Source organism: Rhodanobacter ginsengisoli (assembly GCF_042657065.1).
Lineage (GTDB): Bacteria > Pseudomonadota > Gammaproteobacteria > Xanthomonadales > Rhodanobacteraceae > Rhodanobacter > Rhodanobacter ginsengisoli.
The window spans coordinates 516,689-536,574 of the sequence record NZ_JBHSNF010000002.1 but is presented as its reverse complement, the minus strand read 5'-3'; the positions used below and the strand labels follow the sequence as shown (position 1 = coordinate 536,574).

18 protein-coding genes are annotated in these 19,886 nt (G+C 66.2%); 11 read left to right on the top strand and 7 right to left on the bottom strand.

Translation table 11 applies throughout. From position 1 onward, the window contains the following. Positions 1 to 47: 47 nt before the first annotated feature. Both ACFPPA_RS11685 and ACFPPA_RS11680 read left to right on the top strand, forming a co-directional pair. Positions 48 to 974, top strand: coding sequence for a 5'-nucleotidase (locus ACFPPA_RS11685; protein ID WP_377320024.1), 927 nt, complete (start codon positions 48 to 50; stop codon positions 972 to 974). Between the two features lie 410 nt (positions 975 to 1,384). Beyond that, positions 1,385 to 2,077, top strand: a complete 693-nt coding sequence (locus ACFPPA_RS11680) for an alpha/beta fold hydrolase (RefSeq protein ID WP_377320022.1) — start codon at positions 1,385 to 1,387, stop codon at positions 2,075 to 2,077. A 302-nt stretch (positions 2,078 to 2,379) separates the two neighbouring features. On the opposite strand, the gene ACFPPA_RS11675 is transcribed toward ACFPPA_RS11680, so the two are convergent. Both ACFPPA_RS11675 and ACFPPA_RS11670 read right to left on the bottom strand, forming a co-directional pair. Continuing rightward, positions 2,380 to 3,015 carry a LysE family translocator gene (locus tag ACFPPA_RS11675; RefSeq protein ID WP_377320020.1) on the bottom strand — a complete coding sequence of 212 codons (636 nt, stop codon included), beginning with the start codon at positions 3,013 to 3,015 and terminating at the stop codon, positions 2,380 to 2,382. Continuing rightward, positions 3,012 to 3,869, bottom strand: a complete 858-nt coding sequence (locus tag ACFPPA_RS11670) for an NIPSNAP family protein (RefSeq protein WP_377320018.1) — start codon at positions 3,867 to 3,869, stop codon at positions 3,012 to 3,014. The genes ACFPPA_RS11675 and ACFPPA_RS11670 overlap by 4 nt, the downstream gene beginning before the upstream one ends. An 87-nt stretch (positions 3,870 to 3,956) precedes the next feature. Here ACFPPA_RS11670 and ACFPPA_RS11665 point away from each other — a divergent pair, with 87 nt between their 5' ends. Then, the gene (locus ACFPPA_RS11665) at positions 3,957 to 4,913 is read left to right on the top strand and encodes a helix-turn-helix transcriptional regulator (protein WP_377320016.1); all 957 of its coding nucleotides are present in this window, start codon (positions 3,957 to 3,959) and stop codon (positions 4,911 to 4,913) included. A gap of 96 nt (positions 4,914 to 5,009) precedes the next feature. Here the strand turns inward: ACFPPA_RS11665 and ACFPPA_RS11660 are convergent, their stop codons facing one another. Continuing rightward, the gene (locus tag ACFPPA_RS11660) at positions 5,010 to 5,885 is read right to left on the bottom strand and encodes a DMT family transporter (protein ID WP_377320014.1); all 876 of its coding nucleotides are present in this window, start codon (positions 5,883 to 5,885) and stop codon (positions 5,010 to 5,012) included. A gap of 140 nt (positions 5,886 to 6,025) precedes the next feature. Here ACFPPA_RS11660 and ACFPPA_RS11655 point away from each other — a divergent pair, with 140 nt between their 5' ends. The 5 genes from ACFPPA_RS11655 (at position 6,026) to ACFPPA_RS11635 (ending at position 11,239) form a co-directional block, all read left to right on the top strand. After that, positions 6,026 to 7,195, top strand: coding sequence for an acyl-CoA dehydrogenase family protein (locus ACFPPA_RS11655; RefSeq protein WP_377320013.1), 1,170 nt, complete (start codon positions 6,026 to 6,028; stop codon positions 7,193 to 7,195). Between the two features lie 17 nt (positions 7,196 to 7,212). Then, complete coding sequence (locus ACFPPA_RS11650) at positions 7,213 to 7,758, top strand: GNAT family N-acetyltransferase (protein ID WP_377320011.1); 546 nt, start codon at positions 7,213 to 7,215, stop codon at positions 7,756 to 7,758. Then, positions 7,755 to 8,252 carry a nucleotidyltransferase family protein gene (locus ACFPPA_RS11645; protein WP_377320009.1) on the top strand — a complete coding sequence of 166 codons (498 nt, stop codon included), beginning with the start codon at positions 7,755 to 7,757 and terminating at the stop codon, positions 8,250 to 8,252. Before ACFPPA_RS11650 ends, ACFPPA_RS11645 begins: the two co-directional genes overlap by 4 nt. Continuing rightward, a complete protein-coding gene (locus ACFPPA_RS11640; protein WP_377320007.1) occupies positions 8,249 to 8,851 on the top strand; it encodes a glutathione S-transferase family protein in 603 nt (200 codons plus the stop codon). The genes ACFPPA_RS11645 and ACFPPA_RS11640 overlap by 4 nt, the downstream gene beginning before the upstream one ends. Before the next feature lie 114 nt (positions 8,852 to 8,965). Then, on the top strand, positions 8,966 to 11,239 hold the full coding sequence (locus ACFPPA_RS11635; RefSeq protein WP_377320005.1) for a thiamine pyrophosphate-dependent enzyme: 2,274 nt from the start codon (positions 8,966 to 8,968) through the stop codon (positions 11,237 to 11,239). Positions 11,240 to 11,266: 27 nt separating this feature from the next. Here the strand turns inward: ACFPPA_RS11635 and ACFPPA_RS11630 are convergent, their stop codons facing one another. The 3 genes from ACFPPA_RS11630 to ACFPPA_RS11620 all read right to left on the bottom strand — a co-directional run bounded on the left by ACFPPA_RS11630 (position 11,267) and on the right by ACFPPA_RS11620 (position 17,569). Further along, entirely contained in the window at positions 11,267 to 13,021 is a 1,755-nt protein-coding gene (locus tag ACFPPA_RS11630; RefSeq protein WP_377320003.1) for a sensor domain-containing diguanylate cyclase, read from the bottom strand. A 341-nt stretch (positions 13,022 to 13,362) separates the two neighbouring features. After that, complete coding sequence (gene mfd / locus ACFPPA_RS11625) at positions 13,363 to 16,848, bottom strand: transcription-repair coupling factor (protein WP_377320001.1); 3,486 nt, start codon at positions 16,846 to 16,848, stop codon at positions 13,363 to 13,365. Positions 16,849 to 16,963: 115 nt separating this feature from the next. Beyond that, positions 16,964 to 17,569, bottom strand: a complete 606-nt coding sequence (locus ACFPPA_RS11620) for a GNAT family N-acetyltransferase (protein ID WP_377319999.1) — start codon at positions 17,567 to 17,569, stop codon at positions 16,964 to 16,966. A 197-nt stretch (positions 17,570 to 17,766) separates the two neighbouring features. Between ACFPPA_RS11620 and ACFPPA_RS11615 the strand changes: the two genes are divergently transcribed. After that, on the top strand, positions 17,767 to 18,168 hold the full coding sequence (locus ACFPPA_RS11615) for an MmcQ/YjbR family DNA-binding protein (protein WP_377319997.1): 402 nt from the start codon (positions 17,767 to 17,769) through the stop codon (positions 18,166 to 18,168). Continuing rightward, positions 18,165 to 18,557 carry a VOC family protein gene (locus tag ACFPPA_RS11610; RefSeq protein ID WP_377319995.1) on the top strand — a complete coding sequence of 131 codons (393 nt, stop codon included), beginning with the start codon at positions 18,165 to 18,167 and terminating at the stop codon, positions 18,555 to 18,557. Before ACFPPA_RS11615 ends, ACFPPA_RS11610 begins: the two co-directional genes overlap by 4 nt. 4 nt (positions 18,558 to 18,561) lie before the next feature. Here the strand turns inward: ACFPPA_RS11610 and ACFPPA_RS11605 are convergent, their stop codons facing one another. Beyond that, complete coding sequence (locus ACFPPA_RS11605) at positions 18,562 to 19,101, bottom strand: DUF2058 domain-containing protein (RefSeq protein WP_377319993.1); 540 nt, start codon at positions 19,099 to 19,101, stop codon at positions 18,562 to 18,564. A 328-nt stretch (positions 19,102 to 19,429) separates the two neighbouring features. Here ACFPPA_RS11605 and ACFPPA_RS11600 point away from each other — a divergent pair, with 328 nt between their 5' ends. Beyond that, on the top strand, positions 19,430 to 19,885 hold the full coding sequence (locus tag ACFPPA_RS11600; RefSeq protein WP_377319991.1) for a hypothetical protein: 456 nt from the start codon (positions 19,430 to 19,432) through the stop codon (positions 19,883 to 19,885). Position 19,886: the final 1 nt, after the last annotated feature.

The window sequence follows — 19,886 nt, the reverse complement described above, 5'->3', positions numbered from 1 at the left end:
CTCACGCCTCTTCACTCACTCCTCGCTCAATGCGGTAGATTCACGGTATGCCCGATCCTGCTTCCAGCCACGACCCTGCCTCAGCTACCGACAACCGCCTCGTGGTGGCCATTTCCTCGCGCGCTCTGTTCGATCTCGGCGACAGCCACGCGTTGTTCGAGCGCGACGGCCTGGATGCGTACCGCTCGTTCCAGATCGAGCACGAGAACGAGATCCTGCAGCCGGGCGTGGCCTTCCCGCTGGTGCAGAAGCTGCTGGGACTGAACCGGCTGGCCGGCGACGTGCCGCCGGTCGAGGTGATCCTGCTGTCGCGCAATTCCGGCGACACCGGCCTGCGCATCTTCAACGCGATCCAGCATTACGGCCTGGAAATCAGCCGCGCCGCCTTCACCAGCGGCGCACCGACCTCCGACTACATCGCGCCGTTCAAGGCCGATCTGTTCCTCTCCGCCAACGCCGAGGACGTGGGCCGCGCACTGGCCGCCGGCGTGGCCGCGGCCACCATCCTGCCCAGCACCGCGCGCCCACGCGCCAGCGAACAATTGCGCATCGCCTTCGACGGCGACGCGGTGCTGTTCGGCGACGAAGGCGAGCGCGTGTCGCGCGAGGAAGGCCTCGAGGCCTTCCATCGCAGCGAGACCGAACACGCCGGCGAGCCGCTGTCGGTCGGACCGTTCCGGGGCTTCCTCACCGCGCTGCACCGGCTGCAGACCGCGTTCCCGGCCGAGGACTCGCCGATCCGCACCGCCCTGGTCACCGCCCGTTCCGCACCCGCGCACAAGCGCGTGATCCTGACCCTGCGCAAGTGGGGCGTGCGTATCGACGAGGCACTGTTCCTCGGCGGTCGCGACAAGGGCCCGTTCCTCGATGCCTTCGGCGCCGACATCTTCTTCGACGACTCCCCCGCCAACGTCGAGTCCGCCCGCAAGCATGTGGCGACGGGGCACGTGCCGCACGGGGTGAGCAACCGCTGAGGCTGCGTTGACCAGCAGCGGTTTGTTGGACGTTCATTTTCGACCCGTTGCTGCCGGCCGCGAACGCCCGCTTTTGGGAAGGCTGGCCATTATTTCTCATTCGGTATCAGGTCGCGTAGCGGGATGAAGGTCGACTGCCCCGCCTCGTCAGGTGTGCGCTTTAAAGCGGAGCCACTGGATCTGACGAAGCGAGCAAAAGAGCAAAAGCGGAGTGACGGGGGTTGACCCCAGCCAAATCCAGTGGCGTTGGGGCGCACTGAAGTCGATGTGATCAACCGCGCGAAGCGGACTACGGGCCGCTTGCTATGATTCGTGCCCCACACTAGCGGCGATTGCCGTGGCGAACATCTGCACGATTCAGACGCAGGAAGACGCCCGCGGACCCAGCCTTTTTCCAGCGGATGCGGTACATGCCCCCCATCGTTCTTGTTCCCGGCCTGCTTTGCACCTCCGAAGTGTTCGCTCCCCAGGTCGCAGCCCTGTGGCCCCATGGTCCCGTCACCATCGCATCTACGCTGGAGGGCCGTACCATCGCCGGGATTGCTACCGCTATTCTCGATGTCGCACCTCCGCGCTTTGCCCTCGCCGGCATCTCCATGGGCGGGTACATCTGCTTCGAGATCATGCGGCAAGCTCCCGAGCGCATATCCAGGCTAGCGTTGCTCGATACCTCGGCCCGTCCTGACACCCCCGACCAGACTGCACAGAGGCGTTCCCTGATTGCCCAGGCCAGCCAAGAAAACTTCGAGGCGCTGCTGACACAGGTCTACGGCGCGATATTGCACCCAGCCCATCAAGGCGACCCCGTGCTGCGTGCAATCAATGTACGCATGGGATTGACCGTGGGCATCGAAGGCATGGCAAGGCAGCTCGAGGCCTGCATTGGGCGCAGCGACTCCCGTCCCAGCCTGCCGGGCATCACCGTGCCAACGCTCGTCCTGGTCGGCGACAGCGACCCGCTCATCCCGCCGGAACACTCCCGGGAAATGGCCGCGGCCATCCCCCACGCGCGGCTCGTGGTCGTCGAAAACTGCGGTCATGCTTCGACGCTCGAACAACCCGAGGCCGTCAATCGCGCGCTCATCGAGTGGTTTATCGACTGATTCGGGTCGAAGCGAATCCGACCCCATGTTCACGTTCGTACTCGAACGCTACGACGCCAGACCTGGCTGCTTGCGCATAGCCCGCTTGTCAGAAAACGTGGTCCGCACCGAATTGAGCGTTCCGAGCGACGGCGTGCCGACCGTCTCCTGCTGGTCGAACCGGGGCATCGGGCATCGTGCAAGTGTTCGCCTCGGTTTTTCGTGCCCGTCGTGGCCACGGTATCCATATTTCCACGTCGACAGGGAAAGAAGGCCCGGTGCGGCGAACGATCGAGAGCGGAGCGACATGCATCATGGCCCGGTTACAGCCGCTGCCAGCCCTCGAATCCGGTGAACATCGCCGCGGCGACCAGCAGGATACCGACGCAGCGCGTGGCGAGCGCTCCCGCTGCCGGCTTGCCCTGCAGCCACACTCGTGCGCGATCGGCCATCAGGGCCACTCCGCCGTAAACGCACACCTGGTTGAGCGCGATGATCAGCCACAGGATCAACGCCTGCAGCCAGATCAGTCCGTAGTCCGGACGCAGGAACTGCGGGAACACGGCCAGCATGAACAGGTAGGCCTTGGGGTTGAGCAGGCTGGTCAGCATGCCGCGGCGAAACGTGGCCGTGGCGGAGCGCCTGCCGGTGTCCGGCTTCAGGCCGAAGGCGTCGTCGCTGCGCATCAGCGAGATGCCGATCCAGGCGATGTACAGCGCGCCGGCCAGCAGCAGGGCGTTGAACGCACCGGGGACCAGCTTGATCAGCATGCTGATGCCCAGCGCCGTCATCACCACGTGGCAGACGCCGCCCGCGACGATGCCGGCCACGGCCGCCAAGCCGCGACCACGACCACCGGCCAGCGCGCTGCCCATGACGAAGGCCATGTCGAGGCCGGGCAGCACCACGATGCCGAACACCAGGGCGAAGAACAGCCACAACTGCTCGTAGTGATTCATCGCGTTGCCTCGTCGCGGACGTCCGGCAGCCAGCGCAGGCGCGAGCGCGGCGTGGGATCCATCACGATGCGTTCCGGCGCGCCGCGAAGCAGGCCGGTGCCGGCGAGGGCGTGTTCGGCGGAGGTCAGCCGGGGGGCCAGTTGTCGATCGAGGGTGGTGTTGTCGCGGACCACGCCCAGCCAGACCAGGAACGGGCCATCGCTGCGGATCGGCAGTTGCGGAAAGTTGTTCGGCACATCCAGCGTCACCAGCACGCCGGCCGGATGGACGCCGTCGATGCGGTAGTCGGCAAAGGCTGCCTGCGCCTGCTTCGCGAAGGTGTCCTCGTGGCCCTTCTTCACCGCGAAGATCTGCGCTACCACGATGCCCTGCGCGCCCTGTTCCTCGATCACCGGGTCGACCGCCGGCAGCACCGTGATGGCGGATTCCGCTTGCAGCGGACGCAGCAGCATCACGTTGTCGCTGTCGGGCAGGATCGCGTTGACCTTGAGCCGGTGCTCCCTCCACAGCGGGCCGTAGTAGAACGCGGCATTGACGACCGGGCGGGCATGGATGTCCTTGAAGCCGCGCAGCCAGGTGAAGTGGTCGGGGTTGCCGCGTTCGGTGAACTGCCCGAACACCATCGCGCCCAGCTGTTCGAAGGCTTCGGGGAAATAAGTGTCGAAATACTTCACGAAGTGCGCCCGCTCGCCGGCGCTGGTGGTGTAGCGGCGGAACTCGACGACCTGGAAATCGTGCAGGTGCTGCACGCTTTGCATCGCGGTCGCGTCGACGGGTTGGCCGTGTGCCGCATGCATGGCGGTACAGGCGACGAGCGAGGCGATGCCGGGTAGCAGACGTTTGACGCGCTTCATGAGGTAACCCCTGGTGGTCGTGGTCGGCATCACGTTAGGGCTAAAACAGGACAAATTACGCCCTGATTAATGGATAGAATGCGAGCCATGACCAAACCCACCACCCGTGTGCTGGCCGTGCTGGATCTGTTGCAGAGCCACGGCCGGATGAGCGGCTCGGAGCTGGCGCGCCGGGTGGGTGTGGACGTGCGCACGCTGCGCCGCTACATCGTGATGCTGGAGGATCTCGGCATCCCGCTCACCGCCGAGCGCGGTCGCCACGGTGCCTACATGCTGGTGGCCGGATTCAAGCTGCCGCCGATGATGTTCACCAACGACGAGGCGGTGGCTTTGTCGGTGGGCATGGTGGCGGCGCGCGGGCTGGGCCTGGCCCAGGCCGCGCCGGCAGTCGAAAGCGTGCAGGCGAAGCTGGCCCGGGTCATGCCCGACAGCCTGAAGCAGCAGGTGGGGGCGATCGCCGATACGGTGAAGGTCGACCTGCAGTCTGCCGCGCATGCGCCCGGAAGCAACGCGGCACTGATGGCGCTGACCCGTGCGGCGCAGACCCGGCAGCGGGTGCACATGAGCTACGACTCGGCGGCGGGTGCGCATACCGAACGCGAATTCGACCCGTACGGGCTGGCCTGGTGGGCCGGTGCCTGGTACGCGGTGGGCATGTGCCATCTGCGCCACGACCTGCGTTCGTTCCGGCTCGACCGGATCGGCGCGGTGAACGGGCTCGACCGGCCGTTCCGTCGACCGCCCGGCTTCGATGCGCTCGATCAGCTGCTGCGCGGCATCGCCACGATCCCGCACGGCCGGCCGATCGAGGTGCTGTTGCGCACGGACCTGCAGACCGCGCGCCGCGCGTTCTCGCTCGCCTTCGGCCTGCTCGAGCCGGGCGACGGCGGTGTGCTGTTGCGGACCAGCGCGGACGACCTGGCCTGGTTCGCCCGCCAGCTGGCCGCGCTGCCGTTCGACTTCGAGATACGCACCCCGGCAAGACTTCGCGTCGCACTGGCGCTTCGCGCGAAGCATCTGCATGCCCTGGCGGCGGCCGGCTGATCCCGGCCTTGCCGGCGGTTGCCCCGGACGTGCTGTTCCTGCTGGACGACCCCGGCCTCGTGGTCCCCCCTCGCCGGGTCCGGGTAACGGTCGGCTTCAGATCACCCGCGTGCGCCGCCACCAGCGGGTGACCTTGTCCTCGCGCACGAAGGTGAACAGCCCGGCGCCGAGGATGATCGTGATGCCGATCGCCATCGGCCAGTCCAGCCGGTCATGGAATACAAGGTAGCCGAGCACCACGGCCCACAGCATCTGGCTGTACTGGGTCGGCGCGACGTGGTTGGCCGGCGCCTTGCGGGTGGCCAGCATCAGCAATACCGAACCCAGCGCGGAGAGCAGGCCGTAGCCGAGCAGGAGCAACCACTGGCCGGGATGCGGCCAGCGGAAATCGGCCAGCATCAGCACGCCGGTGAACAGCATCGAGCCGATGATGCCGGCGCCATACAGGCCGATGCGCTTTTCGTGCGGACCGGCCAGGCGCATGGCGATCATCGAGATGGCGCCGCTGAGGCCGCAGACGATCGCCGCCAGGTGACCGATACCGAGCGCGCGGAAGCCTGGCCGCAGCACCACCAGCACGCCGACGAACCCGGCGACCACGGCCGACCAGCGGCGCCAGCCGACGTGCTCCTTGAGCACCAGTACCGACAGGATCGTGACGAAGATCGGCAGCAGGAAGATCAGTGCGAACGCCTCGGCCATCGGCAGCGCAGTGAAGGCGACCACCGCCGCGATACTCCCGATGGCGCTGGCGGCCGCCCGCACCAGCCACAGGCCCTGGCGCTGGACCAGCAGCACCTCACGCCAGCGATCGCCACGTCCCTTGATGAACGGCAACGCGGTCAGCCCCATGCTGGCGCCGAAGAACACTGCCTCGTAGGCGGGCAGGGAGCCGCGCAGCGATTTCACGAAGGCATCGCTGAACGCGTAGGCGGCAAATGCCATGAAGCCGAGCAGGACACCTTTGAACATGGGATTCCCGTGTGGAGGGGAGCGGGGCGGGCCGCTGCAGGGCCGGATCCAGCCTGTCCGCGTCCGCCGCAAAGACGCCTGTGCGCGCCCGAGTCCCGCGCTACAATAGCGGTTTTTACGCGACCGTTTCCGGAGATTTCATGGCTGCCCGTCTGAATCCGCTCGATCTGTACGATGTCCGTTCGCTGCTCACCGACGAGGAGCGCATGGTGCAGGACACCGTCGGCCGCTTCGTCGACGAGCGCGTGCTGCCGATCATCGGCGACTGCTTCGACCAGGCCCGCTTTCCGAAGGAGCTGATTCCGGAGATTGCCGCGCTGGGCCTGCTGGGCGCCACGATTCCCGAGGAATACGGCGGTGCCGGCATGAACGGGGTCAGCTACGGCCTGATCTGCCAGGAACTGGAGCGCGGTGATTCCGGCCTGCGCAGCTTCGCCTCGGTGCAGAGTTCGCTGTGCATGTACCCGATCTTTGCCTACGGTAGCGAGGAGCAGAAAAAGCATTACCTGCCGCGGATGTCGGCCGGTGAGGTGATCGGCTGCTTCGGCCTGACCGAGCCGCACGGCGGCTCCGACCCGGCCAACATGAAGACCCACGCGAAGAAGGATGGCGGCGACTGGGTCATCAACGGCGCGAAGATGTGGATCACCAACGGCAACCTGGCGCACATCGCGATCGTATGGGCGCAGACCGAGGAAGGCATCCAGGGCTTCGTGGTGCCGACCGACACGGCCGGCTTCAAGGCGCAGGAAATCCACAAGAAGATGAGCCTGCGTGCCTCGGTCACCAGCGCGCTGTTCTTCGACAACGTACGCGTGCCGGACAGCGCGCGGCTGCCCCATGTGAAAGGGCTGAAGGGACCGCTGGGCTGCCTCACCCAGGCCCGTTACGGCATCACCTGGGGCCCGATCGGCGCCGCCCAGGCCTGTCTGAAGGAAGTGATCGACTACACCGCCGAGCGCATCCTGTTCGATCGTCCGCTGGCCGCGAACCAGGCCGTGCAGCTGAAGCTGGCCGACATGGCCCGGCGCATCACCACCGCGCAGCTGCTGTCGCTGCAACTGGGCCGTCTGAAGGACGCCGGCAAGATGCAGCCGACCCAGGTCTCGCTGGCCAAGTGGAACAACTGCCGCATGGCGATCGACATCGCGCGCCAGTGCCGCGACATCCTCGGCGGCGCCGGCATCACCACCGAGCACGGCGCGATTCGCCATGCGCTGAACCTGGAATCGGTGATCACCTATGAAGGCACCGAGACGGTGCATGAGTTGGTGGTGGGCCGCGAACTGACCGGCATCAACGCATTCTGAAGCGGAGCGTCGGAGCGATGAATGTCGATTCGCTGCGCATCGAGACCGAGCGGCTGATCCTGCGCCCGCCGCGGGCGGAGGATTTCGATGCCTATGCCGCAAAGATGGCGGATGCCGAGGCAACCCGGTTCATCGGCGGACCGCAGGCACGCGCCGTTGCCTGGCGGAGTTTCCTTGGCAAGGCCGGGGCGTGGATGATCCAGGGCTTTTCGATGTTCTCGGTGATCGAAAAAACCAGTGGTCAGTGGATCGGACAACTGGGGCCGTGGCATCCGGAGGGCTGGCCCGGTACCGAGGTGGGCTGGGGCCTGGCCCGCTCGGCTTGGGGCAAGGGCTACGCATACGAAGGCTGTATCGCGGCGATCGACTGGTCCTTTGCCAACCTTGACTGGACCGAGATCATCCATTCGATCCATCCGGACAACCGCGCCTCGCAGGCACTGGCCCGGCGGCTCGGTTCGGTCTGTCGCGGTCCCTGCAAGCTGCCGGTGCCGTACGAGGACTCGCCCAACGAGATCTGGTTGCAGACACGCGAGCAATGGCGACGCCGCACACGATCATGACCGCCTGCACCGATGTGGATGCCGAGAGGGTGTTGCGCGAGGTGCTTCGCGTTGCCGTGCCCGACCTGTGGCATTGCTGCCGCGACCCGTGGGTGGTGATCGGCAGTGGCGCGGCGCGATTGATCGGCGCGGACGTCAGCGTGGCCGATCTGGACGCGCTGACCAGCAGGCGCGATGCGGAGAGTCTGATCGAGCACTGGCAGGCACGACGGGATCCGGCATTGCCGCAAGAGGGTGTCGAACGCTTCCGTTCGCGCTTCGCCCGGTTCGTGTTTCCCGGTCTGGCGGTGGAGGTCATGGGTGGGCTCGAAGTCCGTGGCGCCGACGGGTGGATGCCGGTGACCATCGGAGAAGTCGTTGAGCTGGATATCGCCGGCGTGGCCGTGGCGGTGCCGACGGTGGCGGAGCAGATTCGTCTGCTGGAAAGTTTCGGCCGTCTGAAGGATCGGCAACGCCTGCTGTCGTTGAAGCTACTGACCGGGGAGTTGCAATGATCACGATTTATGGGATGCGCGCATCGGGCAACTGTTACAAGCTGCAGTTGCTGCTCGATCAGCTGGGCCGCGACTATCGCTGGGTGGATGTCGACAGTGCCCATGGCGAGACGCGAACGGCCGCCTACCTGGCCAGGAATCCGAACGGCAAGGTGCCCCTGCTGGAGCTGGAGGACGGCCGCCTGCTGGCGGAGTCCGACGCCATCCTGTGTTTTCTTGCCGAGGGCACGGCGTTCTGGCCGCAGGATCCCTGGCTGCGCGCGCAGACCCTGCAATGGCTGTTCTTCGAGCAGTACAGCCACGAGCCATGCATCGCGGTGGCACGCTTCATCCGCAACTGGTTGCCGCCCGATCATCCACGCCAGGCCGAGCTGCCGTCGCTGCTGCAGCGGGGCGCGCAGGCGCTGGCCGTGATGGAGCAGCACCTGGCCACGCGCACGTGGTTCGTCGGCGAGCGCTACGGCATCGCCGACATCGCGCTGTACGCGTACACCCACTGCGCCGGTGACGGCGGTTTCGACCTGTCCGCGTACCCGAATATCCGCGCCTGGCTCGCTCGCGTGCAGGCACAACCCGGGTACAGTCCGATGCAGCATTGACGTCGAATCCCCGTTGCAGGAGCCTGCCGCTGACCGACGTCTTCAGGTTGGCCACGGCATAGCCGCAGCAGCGGACTCTTGCATCATTCTTCCACCCTTTTCCGAAACCACGCCATGTCCATTCCGTTCGCCATCAGTGCCCGTCACAAGGGTTTCAACCGTGCCGAGGTCGTCGACCAGAACTTCATCGAGTTCGTCCAGCTGTGGCGGGGCGAGGCGGGAGCGGCACCGCGCGACGACGAGCCGGTGCTGGCCGGCAGCGCGCTGGATGCGAAGGGCTTTCGCGAGTTGTTCGAATCGCAGCTGATCTCGCGGCACCTGGACCTGATGGCACGCGTGCTGCGGGTGCAGAACAAGGTGTTCTACACGATCGGCTCCAGCGGTCACGAGGGCAACGCGATGGTGGCGAGGCTGACCCGGCACACGGATCCGGCGTTCCTGCATTACCGCAGCGGCGGCTTCATGGCCGAGCGCTTCCGCAAGCTTCCCGGGATGGATCCGGTGCTCGACTCGGCGCTGAGCTTTGCCGCCAGCAAGGACGACCCGGCCTCCGGCGGCCGGCACAAGGTCTGGGGCAGCAAGCCGTTGTGGGTCCTGCCGCAGACCTCCACCATCGCCTCGCACCTGCCCAAGGCATTCGGTACCGCGGTGGCGATCGAGCAGGCGCGGCGCATCGGCCATCCGTTGCCGATCCCCGACGACAGCATCGCGATCTGCTCGTTCGGCGATGCTTCCAGCAATCACGCCACCGCCCAGACCGCATTCAATACGGCCGCCTGGACGGCTTACCAGAAGCTGCCTGCGCCGGTGCTCTACGTGTGCGAGGACAACGGCATCGGCATTTCGGTGAAGACGCCCGGCGGCTGGATCGCGAACAATTTCCGGCATCGCCCCGATCTCGACTATTTCTTCGCCGACGGGCTCGACCTGGCCGAAGGCTACGCGCAGGTGCGGCGTGCGGTGGAGCATTGCCGCACGACCCGTCGCCCGACCTTCCTGCATCTGAAGACCACCCGCGTGATGGGTCATGCCGGCACCGATTTCGAAATCGAGTGGCGCAGCATCGAGGAGCTGTTCGCGGTGGAGTCGACCGATCCGCTGCTGCGGTCGGCGGCCATCGCGCTGCAATCCGGCCTGTACGACAGGGACGAGCTGCTGAACCTGTACGAGGCCACCCGCAGGCGCTGCTTTGCGGCGGCCGAGGATGCGGATTCGCGGCACCGGCTGACCTCGCTGGCCGACGTGATGAAGCCGCTGGCGCCGTATACGCCGGCGGCGGTGAAGGCCGAGGCCGAGCGCATCGACTACACCGACAAGCGCCTGGCCGTGTTCGGCGGCGAAGCGAAGTTGCCGGAAAACCAGCCGCCGCGGCATCTGGCGATCCAGATCAACCAGGCGTTGCACGACCTGCTGGCGAAGTATCCGCAGGCCCTGCTGTTCGGCGAGGACGTGGCGCAGAAGGGCGGCGTGTACACCGTCACCAAGGGCCTCAACAAGACGTTCAAGGGCAGCCGCGTGTTCAACACGCTGCTGGACGAAACGATGATCCTGGGCATGGCCCAGGGCTACGCCAACATGGGCATGCTGCCGATTCCGGAGATCCAGTACCTCGCGTATTTCCACAACGCCTGCGACCAGATCCGCGGCGAGGCATCCTCGCTGCAATTCTTCTCCAACGACCAGTACCGCAATCCGATGGTGATGCGGATCGCCTCGCTGGGCTACCAGAAGGGTTTCGGCGGACATTTCCACAACGACAACTCGATTACCGCGTTGCGCGATATCCCCGGCCTCGTCGTCGGTTGCCCCTCTCGCGGCGACGACGCGGCGATGATGCTGCGCACGCTGATGGCCTTGGCGAAGGTCGATGGCCGCGTGTGTGCCTTCCTCGAGCCGATCGCGCTGTACATGACCAAGGACCTGTACGAACCTGCCGACGGTCAGTGGCAGTTCGACTATCCCGCACCGGATCGGGCGATGACCCTGGGCGAGGGGCGCATCTACAACGACACGGCGAACGATCTGGTGGTGTTCACTTTCGGCAACGGCGTGCCGATGGCGTTGCGCGCGGCGCGCACGATCGAAAAGGAGCTGGGTTGGCAGGTTCGCGTGGTCGACCTGCGCTGGCTGGCGCCGCTCAACGACGCGTTCATCGCGGCCCAGGCGAAAACCGCCCGGCGCATCCTGGTGCTCGACGAGGGACGCAAGAGTGCCGGCGTGGGCGAGGGTGTGATCACCGCGATCGTCGAGGGTGGCTACGGTGCCACGCCGTTGCGACGGGTGGTCGGGGCGGACACCTTCACGCCGCTGGCCGGTGCCGCCCTGCTGGTGCTGCCGGGCGAGGCCGAGGTGGTGGCTGCGGCAGGGGAGCTGGCCGCACGCCACTGAGCGGGACCATTCTTCGCCCGGTTCGCGTCAGCGATCGTTTCCGCGTCTTTCGACGACGTGCAGTCGCGGTCGATTCGGGGCGTTCACCGGTGTGCCGTCGGCGTACAGATAGACCCGGTTGCGGCCGTTGAGCTTGGCGTCGTACATGGCCTGGTCGGCGCGGCCAACCAATGATTCCACGTCATCGCCATCCTGCCGCATGGCGATGCCGATACTGACGCTGAGCAGCTGTGAGCCATCGTCGATCGGTATTTCCAGTCGATGCACGCGACGGCACAGGCGGGTCGCCACGTGCATGGCCTGTTGCGGCAGGGTGTCGTCGAGCAGGGCCACGAACTCCTCCCCGCCATAGCGGCCGAGCAGGTCGCCCGGTCGCAGTTCGGCCACCAGCGCCTTGGCCACCTCGACCAGTGCGCGGTCGCCGGCGTTGTGGCCGTGATGGTCGTTGAGCAACTTGAAATGATCGAGGTCGAGAAACAGCAGCGCGATCGGCCGCGGGGGCCCACTCGCCAGCAGGAGGCTGGCGCGTTCGCTCAGGGCGCGACGGTTGAGCACGTTGGTGAGTGCGTCGTGATCGGCCAGCACCCGCACGAAATCATGATCGTGGCGCAACCGCAGCGCGCGGTCGGCCAGCCCCAGCGACAGCACCACTGCTTCGAATGCGCCGCCTGCCAGGCTGGCATCATTGAGCCAGGCCAGCTGGGGAAATGCGCCGTCGACCTGTGCGCTGGTCAACGCGGTAAGCAGCAGCAGTGGAGTCCAGCCGATCAGGAAGAACCAGGCCTGGCGCGAACCGCGGGCGGCGGCGACGATGGCGGCGACCAGCAGCAGGGCGGCGCCGATCATCAGCAGCGGGTTGAGCAGGGTTTGCGCGACTTCGACCAGCAGCACGATCCCGCTGCTGCGCATCAGTACCAGCTGGGTCATGCCCACCGCCAGCGCAATGATCGGTACCTGCAGCAACGGCGCATGGCGCTGCAATTCGCAGAACCGCATCATGAACAGCGAGGCGAACGCGACCGATAACGCCACCGCCGCCGCACCCACCATGGGGGCCATGCCTGACAGCTCCTGCCAGTCCAGCGGGTGGAACAGGAAGCCGGTCTGGATGCCCTGGATCAGCGCGTAACACAGGATGTAACCGGCGTACCAGGCAAAAGTGACGTCGCGCAACGTCAGCGCGAAGCAGATGGCCATCAACACCATCGCCAGCATCACGGCGAAACAGGCGCTGGCGAACACCAGCCACTGCGCGTCCTGATGCAGGTATTCATCCCATGATTGCAGCTGAAACTGCACCGGTGCACTCAGTGTCGGCGAGGGTTCGAACTTCAGCAGGATCGGGGCGGATGCCGGCAGGGTTGAGGGAACCCGCCAGGCCAGTCGACCATGTCCGTGCATGGGCGAGCTGAAGTCGTCCAACGCCAATGTATCGGATTGATGGTCGGTCACGACCGTGACGCTGCCCATGGACGGCGGGTAGATCGTGAGCACGCGCTCGCCATTGTCCCAGGGCGGTTGAGGCGCAATCACGACCCAGCTACCGGTGGAGCCGCGCGGAAAGCGTTCCAGCAGGGCAGGGTCGAAGCTCTTCAACTTGCCGGCGCGGTACTCGGCCAGCACCGACTGCCTGGTGTCTCCCGGGGCGGCCACGCGCCAGGCCCCATTCAGTGGCGTGACGGCGTGGGCGACACCCATTCCCCAGCAAAACAAGCCGAGCACAAGACCGCACCAAAGCCGCCAACGGCGATCTGGTGTCGATAGTGTGATCAGCCTCTCCATTCGCCTGTCTCCCTTTTGCGATGCTCGCACGGGATTGCCTTTTAACGTTGGGTCGACTTGCCGGGGCGGTGAACACAGGTCCGCTGTCGTGCCGACAACGCTGCTCGTGGTCCACTACCCAAAGGCCTGGCAGCCCAAACCGTAATATACCCTGCACCCATGCGTTGCATGCAGCGTGCCAATACGGATGTCTGTGCGGCGCGGCTTGTGCCTGCTCACTGCCGGTCAGCCGTGAGCCCGTCCGCGGTGTGCCTTCCCGGGTCCGGTCAGGACACGCAGCGGCATCTTCAAGGTCGTTGCCGGGTCGGCCGGGCCGCGTCGATCCTCCTGCGCAGGGGAGGTCAGCCGGGTCGGCGCGCGCCCAGCAGGATCAGTACTTCCTGCGCGCTGCGGATGCGTTCGCTGGCGCCCGGCAGGTCCAGGACGACTCTCAGCTTGTCCTGGCCATCGAGCTTGTAGACGCGGGGCAGCTGCTGGATCAGCTTGATGATCGCCATCGGGTCGACCTCGGGTTTTTCGCGGAACACGATGCGACCGCCATTGGCTCCGAAATCCAGCTTGCGGATGCCCAGCGGGGTGGCCATCAGCTTCAGGCTGGCCACCGCGAACAGCTGTTTGGTGCCGTCCGGAAGCAGACCGAAGCGGTCGATCATCTCCACCTGCAGATCGCGCAGGTCATCCTCGCTGCGCGCGCTGGCGATGCGCTTGTAAAGGGTCAGGCGGGCATGCACGTCGCCCAGATAGTCATCGGGGATCAGCGCCGGCAGGTGCAGCTCGACTTCGGTTTCGTGTTCGCTGCTGAGGTCGAAATCCGGAATCTTGCCCGACCTGAGCGCGCGCACCGCACGATCCAGCAGTTCGGTATACAGGCCGAAGCCGATCTCCTGGATCTGCCCGGACTGTTCGTCACCCAGCAGCTCGCCGGCGCCGCGGATTTCCAGGTCGTGGGTGGCCAGGGTGAAGCCGGCGCCAAGTTCCTCCAGCGAGGCCAGTGCCTCCAGCCGCTTCTGCGCGTCGGCCGTGATCGCCTTGCGGTCGGGCACGACGAGGTAGGCGTAGGCGCGGTGGTGGGAACGCCCGACGCGCCCGCGCAGCTGGTGCAGCTGGGCCAGGCCGAACCGATCGGCGCGGTTGATGATGATCGTGTTGGCACTGGGGATGTCGATGCCGGTTTCGATGATCGTGGTGCACACCAGCACGTTGAAGCGCTGGCGGTGGAAGTCGGCCATCACGCCTTCCAGCTCGCGTTCCGGCATCTGGCCATGGGCGATGCGGATGCGTGCCTCGGGCACCAGTTCCTCCAGCTCGCGCACGATGCGCTCGATGCTCTGCACCTCGTTGTGCAGGAAGTACACCTGGCCGCCACGGGCCAGCTCGCGTTGCAGCGCCTCGCGGATCGTGGCCGGGTCCCAGGCCGAGATGAAGGTGCGCACGGCCGAGCGATGCGCCGGCGGGGTGGCAATCAGCGACAGGTCGCGCAGGCCGGCCATCGCCATGTTCAGCGTCCGCGGGATCGGCGTGGCGGTCAGGGTCAGCAGGTCGACCTCGGCGCGCAGTTTCTTCAGCTGCTCTTTCTGGCGCACGCCGAAACGCTGCTCCTCGTCGACGATGACCAGGCCCAGGTTCTTGAACTTGACGTCCGGCATCAGCAGCTTGTGGGTGCCCACGATCACGTCGATCTGGCCATCGGCGAGCCGCTTCAGCGCCTCGCCGACTTCCTTCCCGGACTTGAAGCGCGACAGCACGTCGACCCGTACCGGCCAGTCGGCGAAGCGGTCGGCGAAGTTGCGGTAGTGCTGCTGCGCGAGCAGGGTGGTCGGCACCAGCACGGCGACCTGCTTGCCGGCGGTGGCGGTGGCGAAGGCGGCGCGCAGCGCGACCTCGGTCTTGCCGAAGCCGACATCGCCGCAGATCACCCGGTCCATCGCACGCGGCGCGGCCAGGTCGCCCAGCACGGCCTCGATCGCGCTTTCCTGGTCGGGGGTTTCCTCGAACGGAAACGTGCTGCCGAATTCCTCGACCAGCTGGCGATCGATCGGCATCGACTCGCCACCGCGTGCCTCGCGCTGGGCATAGATCGCCAGCAGCTCCGCGGCGACATCGCGCACCTTTTCGGCGGCCTTGCGCCGCGCGCGTTCCCACGCATCGCCGCCGAGCGAATGCAGTGGTGCCAGTTCCGGTGCGGTACCGCTGTAGCGACTGACCAGGCCCAGTTGCGACACCGGGACGTAGAGCTTGTCGCCCTTGGCATACTCGATGGTGAGGAACTCGCCATCCATGCCGCCGACGTCCATCGAGATCAGGCCCTGGTAACGGCCGACGCCATGGTCGACGTGCACGATCGGGGCGCCGAGGGTGAGCTCGGTGAGGTCGCGGATGATGCTTTCCGGATCGCGCGCGCCACCGCGACGCCGCCTGCGGTCGCGCTCGCTGCGCACCCGCTGGCCATACAGCTCGCGCTCGGTGAGTACGCTGATCGCCGGCCGGGTCAGGGCGAAACCCTGCTCCAGCCCGGCAATGGTGATGGCGAAGCGCGGCTGCCCGCCGGGCTGCTCGTCGTCGGCAGGCGGCTGCAGAAAGGCCGACCAGCTCTCGATGTTTTCCGGTCTCAGCCCGGCGCCGGCCAGTGTCTCGATCAAGGCTTCGCGGCGGCCGGCGGAGTCGGCCACGATCAGCACGCGGCCCGGGTAGCTGGCGAGGAAATGCCGCAGCGATGTGCCCGGCTCCTCGCCCTTGCGATTGAGTGGCAGCTCCGGTGCCGGCTGCGTGCCGGTGGCGACGGCATGCTCATGCCCGGCCTCGACCATTTCCACGCGCAGGCGCTTGTTGAGCTGCTCGCGCAACTGCTCGGGCGGCAAGTAGAGTTCCGCCGGCGGCAGCACCGGGCGTTCGATGTCGTGCGCGCGCTGGTCGTAGCGTTCGGCGGTCTGGGTCCAGAACTGGTCGGCGGCATCGACGGCGCCCTCGCCGAGCACGAACAACGCGTCGTCGGCGAGATAGTCGAACAGCGTGGCGGTCTGCGTGAAGAACAGCGGCAGGTAATATTCGATGCCGCCGGGCGTCACGCCTTCCTTCATGTCCTGGTACAGCGGGCAGCGGCGTACATCGATCGGAAAGCGTTCGCGCAGGTTGCCGCGGAAGTCCTTCGCCGCCTGCTCGGTCAGCGGGAATTCGCGGGCGGGCAGCAGCTCGATCTTCTCCACCTGCTGCTGCGAGCGCTGGGTTTCCGGATCGAAGCTGCGGATCGATTCCACTTCATCGTCGAACAGCTCGATGCGGTAGGGCTCGGCGGTGCCCATCGGAAAGATGTCGAGCAAGGCACCGCGCACGGCGAAATCGCCCGGCTCGGCCACCTGCGGTACATGGCGATAGCCGGAGGCTTCCAGGCGGCGGCGTTCGGCCGCGAGGTCGAGCTTCTGGCGCCTGGCCAGTACCAGTCCGGAGCCCGTGATGTGCGCCCGCGGCGCGATCCGTTGCATCAGCGTGGCCACCGGCACCACCAGCACGCCGCGCTTCACGCCGGGCAGCTGGTACAGGGTGGCGATGCGCTGCGAGACGATTTCCGGGTGCGGGCTGAACGCGTCGTATGGCAGGGTTTCCCAGTCCGGGAAATGCAGCACCGGCAGGTTGCCGGCAAAGATCTTCAGCTCGGTTTCCAGTGCCTGCGCGCGCTGCGTATCGCGGGTCACCGCCACCAGCAGGCCCTCATGCGTACGCGCCGCCTCGGCAATCAGCAGCGCCCGGGCCGAGCCGTGTGGCGGCGTCCAGTAGCGGCGTTGCTTGGGGGTGCCGGGCAGTGGCGGGTGCTTGATCAGGCTGGTGGACATAGAGAGCGCATGTTCAGGGCACCGCCATCAAGCCGCGCCGGGGAAAGCGGGCAAGTGTAACGCGACAATCCCGGCAGGCCGGGACTGTTTCGATCGGCCTCGGTGTCCGGCCCGGTCAGAGCTTGAGCGTGATCAACGCCACGCCCGGTTCGTCCGGGATCAGCCGCTGGGAGAAACCCAGTTGATGACACAGCTGCAGCATCGGCCGGTTTTCCTGCAGCACATAGCCCCAGATTTCGGCGAGGCCGCGGCGGCGGCAGTCCTCGACCAGGTGCTCCATGAGCAACGCGCCGAGGCCGAGATGGGTCCAGTCGTGCTCCACCAGCACCGAGAACTCGGCGCTGTCGGTGGCCTCGTCGACATAGATTCGGCCCACTCCGCGCATTTCCGCGGGCTGCACCGACTCGTCCATCAACACGTAAGCGGTCTCCAGTGCCGGGTCGATACGGCACAGGCGCTGGGCCATCGGTGCCGGCAACTGGGACATCGCGTGCAGGAACCGGCGCCGGATTTCCTCGGGCGACAGGCGCGTGAAACAGCGCTGCATCGAGGCCACGTCACCCGGTTCGATCGCACGCAGCACCAGTTCGCGTCCGTCCTGAATTCGCACCTGCTCCCCGCGCGGCGTGGGCGACACACGCGGACGAGCAAAGCGTTCGCTACTTCGCGGAGGCAGCGTGGCATGGCGGGAAGGGGCTGAAAAGTCGATGGCGGGGATCATGGTGGCTCCGTACTTTGGCGTATTGTGTGCAATGCAACATAATTTTGCAATGGCCTGTTCCCGGACATGCTGTCGCATCGACGCAGCGCTTCCCGAACGCCTCGCCGGGCCCTCGTGCAGCGGGTGATGTGCGCACGATGGCAGACAATGAGCTCGGTTATGCGCACAATGTGCGCCGAAGACCCGAGGAACAGCGCATGTCCCGCAAGCCTGCCGTTGGCCTCACGGCCGTCCAGCTGGAAGCGTTTTGTGGCCACTGGCCCGGCGTGACCCGTGACATGAAATGGGGAAATAACCTGGTGCTCAGCGTCGGCGGCAAGATGTTTGCGGTGACACCCTCGGACGGTAGCGAGGGTGGCCGGCTGTCGTTCAAGGTGGCGGACGAGCGCTTCCTGGAACTCACCGATCAGCCCGGCATCATTCCGGCACCCTATTTGGCAAGGGCGCACTGGGTTTCGATTCTCGAGCCGCAACGCTTCGGCAGGGCCGAGCTGGAAGCGTTCCTCCGCGACTCGTATGCGCTGGTGCGCTCGAGGCTTACCCGTAAACTGCAGAGGGCACTGGCGCCGTTGCCGCCCCGCGAAACAGGTCAACCATGAAACAGCATATCGGCGCTTTGGCGCTGCTGGTCGCCGACTACGACGAAGCGATCGCCTGGTATACGCGAGCGCTTGGCTTCGAATTGATCGAGGACACCGACATGGGCGGCGGCAAGCGGTGGGTGCTGCTGGCACCACCCGGTTCGCGCGAGACCCGCCTGTTGCTGGCCAGGGCGAAGGGCGACGAACAAGCCTCGCGTGTCGGCAACCAGGCCGGCGGCCGCGTGTTCCTGTTGCTGCACACCGACGATTTTCAGCGCGATTGGCGGCGCATGCGCGAGCGAGGGGTGCACTTTCGCGAAGAGCCGCGGCACGAGGCGTACGGTACCGTCGCCGTGTTCGAGGATCTGTATGGCAACGGTTGGGATCTGCTGGAGCTGAAGAGCTGACGCGCTACCAGGTCAGGTCGTCCGGCACCTGGAATTGCCGGTAATACTCGTCGTCCTCGTTGCCGGGCTCACCAGCCGGTGCCCGGCCGTGATCGAGCACGATCATCGAGGCGTCGCGATCGTAGACCTTGTCGGCTGCAATGCGCGGCAGCAACTCGTAACCCGCGTCGTGGCGCACGATCACCAGCACGCCACTGGCCAGCTGAGCACGCAGCGACTCGTTGACCAGCAGGTCCTTGATCCGGTCACCATCGGTGAAGCGGTACACGAGCTCGCCTTCACGCTTGATCTTGTGCACGTCGACAATCTGCCGGATCTGCGCATGGGCTTCGTTCACGCGCGCCTGCGCGTTGCGCTCGGCCGCCAGTGCGCGATCGCGCTCGGCCCGTTCCACCTGCAGCTTCTGGGCATCAACCTGTTCGGCACTGGGCGGTGCCGGTTTGGTCCCCTTGCGCTGCGCCGCCTGCTCGCGCACCACCTTCGCGACCTGGTTCTTCTTGACCAGGCCAGCCTTGAGCAGTTGTTCTTGCAGGGGATTGCGCATGCGGGGACTGGATGATCGGGGTTGGCGGGATTGCCGGCGTTGATTGTAGCGTGCCGTCGGTGTTCACCGATGGAGCCCATGGGCGCCGGAGGTTTGTCTGCCGGAGCCTGTGCTGCCCGGCGAAACTGGCTTGAGCGCGCGCCTGGATGGCAATCAAGCGGATCGTGCCGACGGCGGCCAGCCAGCGGACATCTGGCCGGATCATCGAGCAAAGTCCTGCCCGATCGCCTCCGGTTCGTGCGCTGCGCCACGCTTTGCGGCCCTGCGCGCGGTCCCGGAATGCTACATTCTTCGGGCAACACCCACTCTACAGCTAAGGGGAAGCACCATGTTCAAGAATCTGTCCCGCCGCGTGGCCCTTGCCGGTGTTATGGCGATCGCTCTGTCCACCTCAGCATTGGCTGATAGCCCGCCGGCCATGGGGCTCGGGCAATCCTGGCCGAATACCGTCGACGTCAGTCCGAATCCAGGCTGGCATGCCTATGTGTTCATGCTGGGCGGCGTCAAGTACGTGCAGATCAACGACATCAACGGCAATGTGCTGGGTGCCGTCGGCACCGTCAACGGGCAGTTCATCACCTTGCCCATCGGTCGGTTCTCGCAGTTGGTCGCGACCCCGCAGGAGCCGGCGGCCAGCCCGACGACTGCCACGCCAGTGGCCAGTCCATCAACGGTTTATCAGGACACCACCACGACGGTGACGGCCACGCCCTTGAGCAATGGCACGGTGCTGTTGAACGCGATGGCCTGTGATCCGATCGAGTGCAACAACGGCCGGCAATAAC

Excerpts from the sequence above, each read along its gene's own strand:
- ACFPPA_RS11600 (WP_377319991.1), top strand. The coding sequence starts at position 19,430 with ATGTTCAAGAATCTGTCCCGCCGCGTGGCCCTTGCCGGTGTTATGGCG.
- ACFPPA_RS11660 (WP_377320014.1), bottom strand. The coding sequence starts at position 5,885 with ATGTTCAAAGGTGTCCTGCTCGGCTTCATGGCATTTGCCGCCTACGCG.
- ACFPPA_RS11685 (WP_377320024.1), top strand. The coding sequence starts at position 48 with ATGCCCGATCCTGCTTCCAGCCACGACCCTGCCTCAGCTACCGACAAC.
- ACFPPA_RS11605 (WP_377319993.1), bottom strand. The coding sequence starts at position 19,101 with ATGCGCAATCCCCTGCAAGAACAACTGCTCAAGGCTGGCCTGGTCAAG.
- ACFPPA_RS11680 (WP_377320022.1), top strand. The coding sequence starts at position 1,385 with ATGCCCCCCATCGTTCTTGTTCCCGGCCTGCTTTGCACCTCCGAAGTG.
- ACFPPA_RS11610 (WP_377319995.1), top strand. The coding sequence starts at position 18,165 with ATGAAACAGCATATCGGCGCTTTGGCGCTGCTGGTCGCCGACTACGAC.
- ACFPPA_RS11645 (WP_377320009.1), top strand. The coding sequence starts at position 7,755 with ATGACCGCCTGCACCGATGTGGATGCCGAGAGGGTGTTGCGCGAGGTG.
- mfd (WP_377320001.1), bottom strand. The coding sequence starts at position 16,848 with ATGTCCACCAGCCTGATCAAGCACCCGCCACTGCCCGGCACCCCCAAG.
- ACFPPA_RS11630 (WP_377320003.1), bottom strand. The coding sequence starts at position 13,021 with ATGGAGAGGCTGATCACACTATCGACACCAGATCGCCGTTGGCGGCTT.
- ACFPPA_RS11620 (WP_377319999.1), bottom strand. The coding sequence starts at position 17,569 with ATGATCCCCGCCATCGACTTTTCAGCCCCTTCCCGCCATGCCACGCTG.
- ACFPPA_RS11670 (WP_377320018.1), bottom strand. The coding sequence starts at position 3,869 with ATGAAGCGCGTCAAACGTCTGCTACCCGGCATCGCCTCGCTCGTCGCC.
- ACFPPA_RS11665 (WP_377320016.1), top strand. The coding sequence starts at position 3,957 with ATGACCAAACCCACCACCCGTGTGCTGGCCGTGCTGGATCTGTTGCAG.
- ACFPPA_RS11640 (WP_377320007.1), top strand. The coding sequence starts at position 8,249 with ATGATCACGATTTATGGGATGCGCGCATCGGGCAACTGTTACAAGCTG.
- ACFPPA_RS11635 (WP_377320005.1), top strand. The coding sequence starts at position 8,966 with ATGTCCATTCCGTTCGCCATCAGTGCCCGTCACAAGGGTTTCAACCGT.
- ACFPPA_RS11675 (WP_377320020.1), bottom strand. The coding sequence starts at position 3,015 with ATGAATCACTACGAGCAGTTGTGGCTGTTCTTCGCCCTGGTGTTCGGC.
- ACFPPA_RS11655 (WP_377320013.1), top strand. The coding sequence starts at position 6,026 with ATGGCTGCCCGTCTGAATCCGCTCGATCTGTACGATGTCCGTTCGCTG.
- ACFPPA_RS11650 (WP_377320011.1), top strand. The coding sequence starts at position 7,213 with ATGAATGTCGATTCGCTGCGCATCGAGACCGAGCGGCTGATCCTGCGC.
- ACFPPA_RS11615 (WP_377319997.1), top strand. The coding sequence starts at position 17,767 with ATGTCCCGCAAGCCTGCCGTTGGCCTCACGGCCGTCCAGCTGGAAGCG.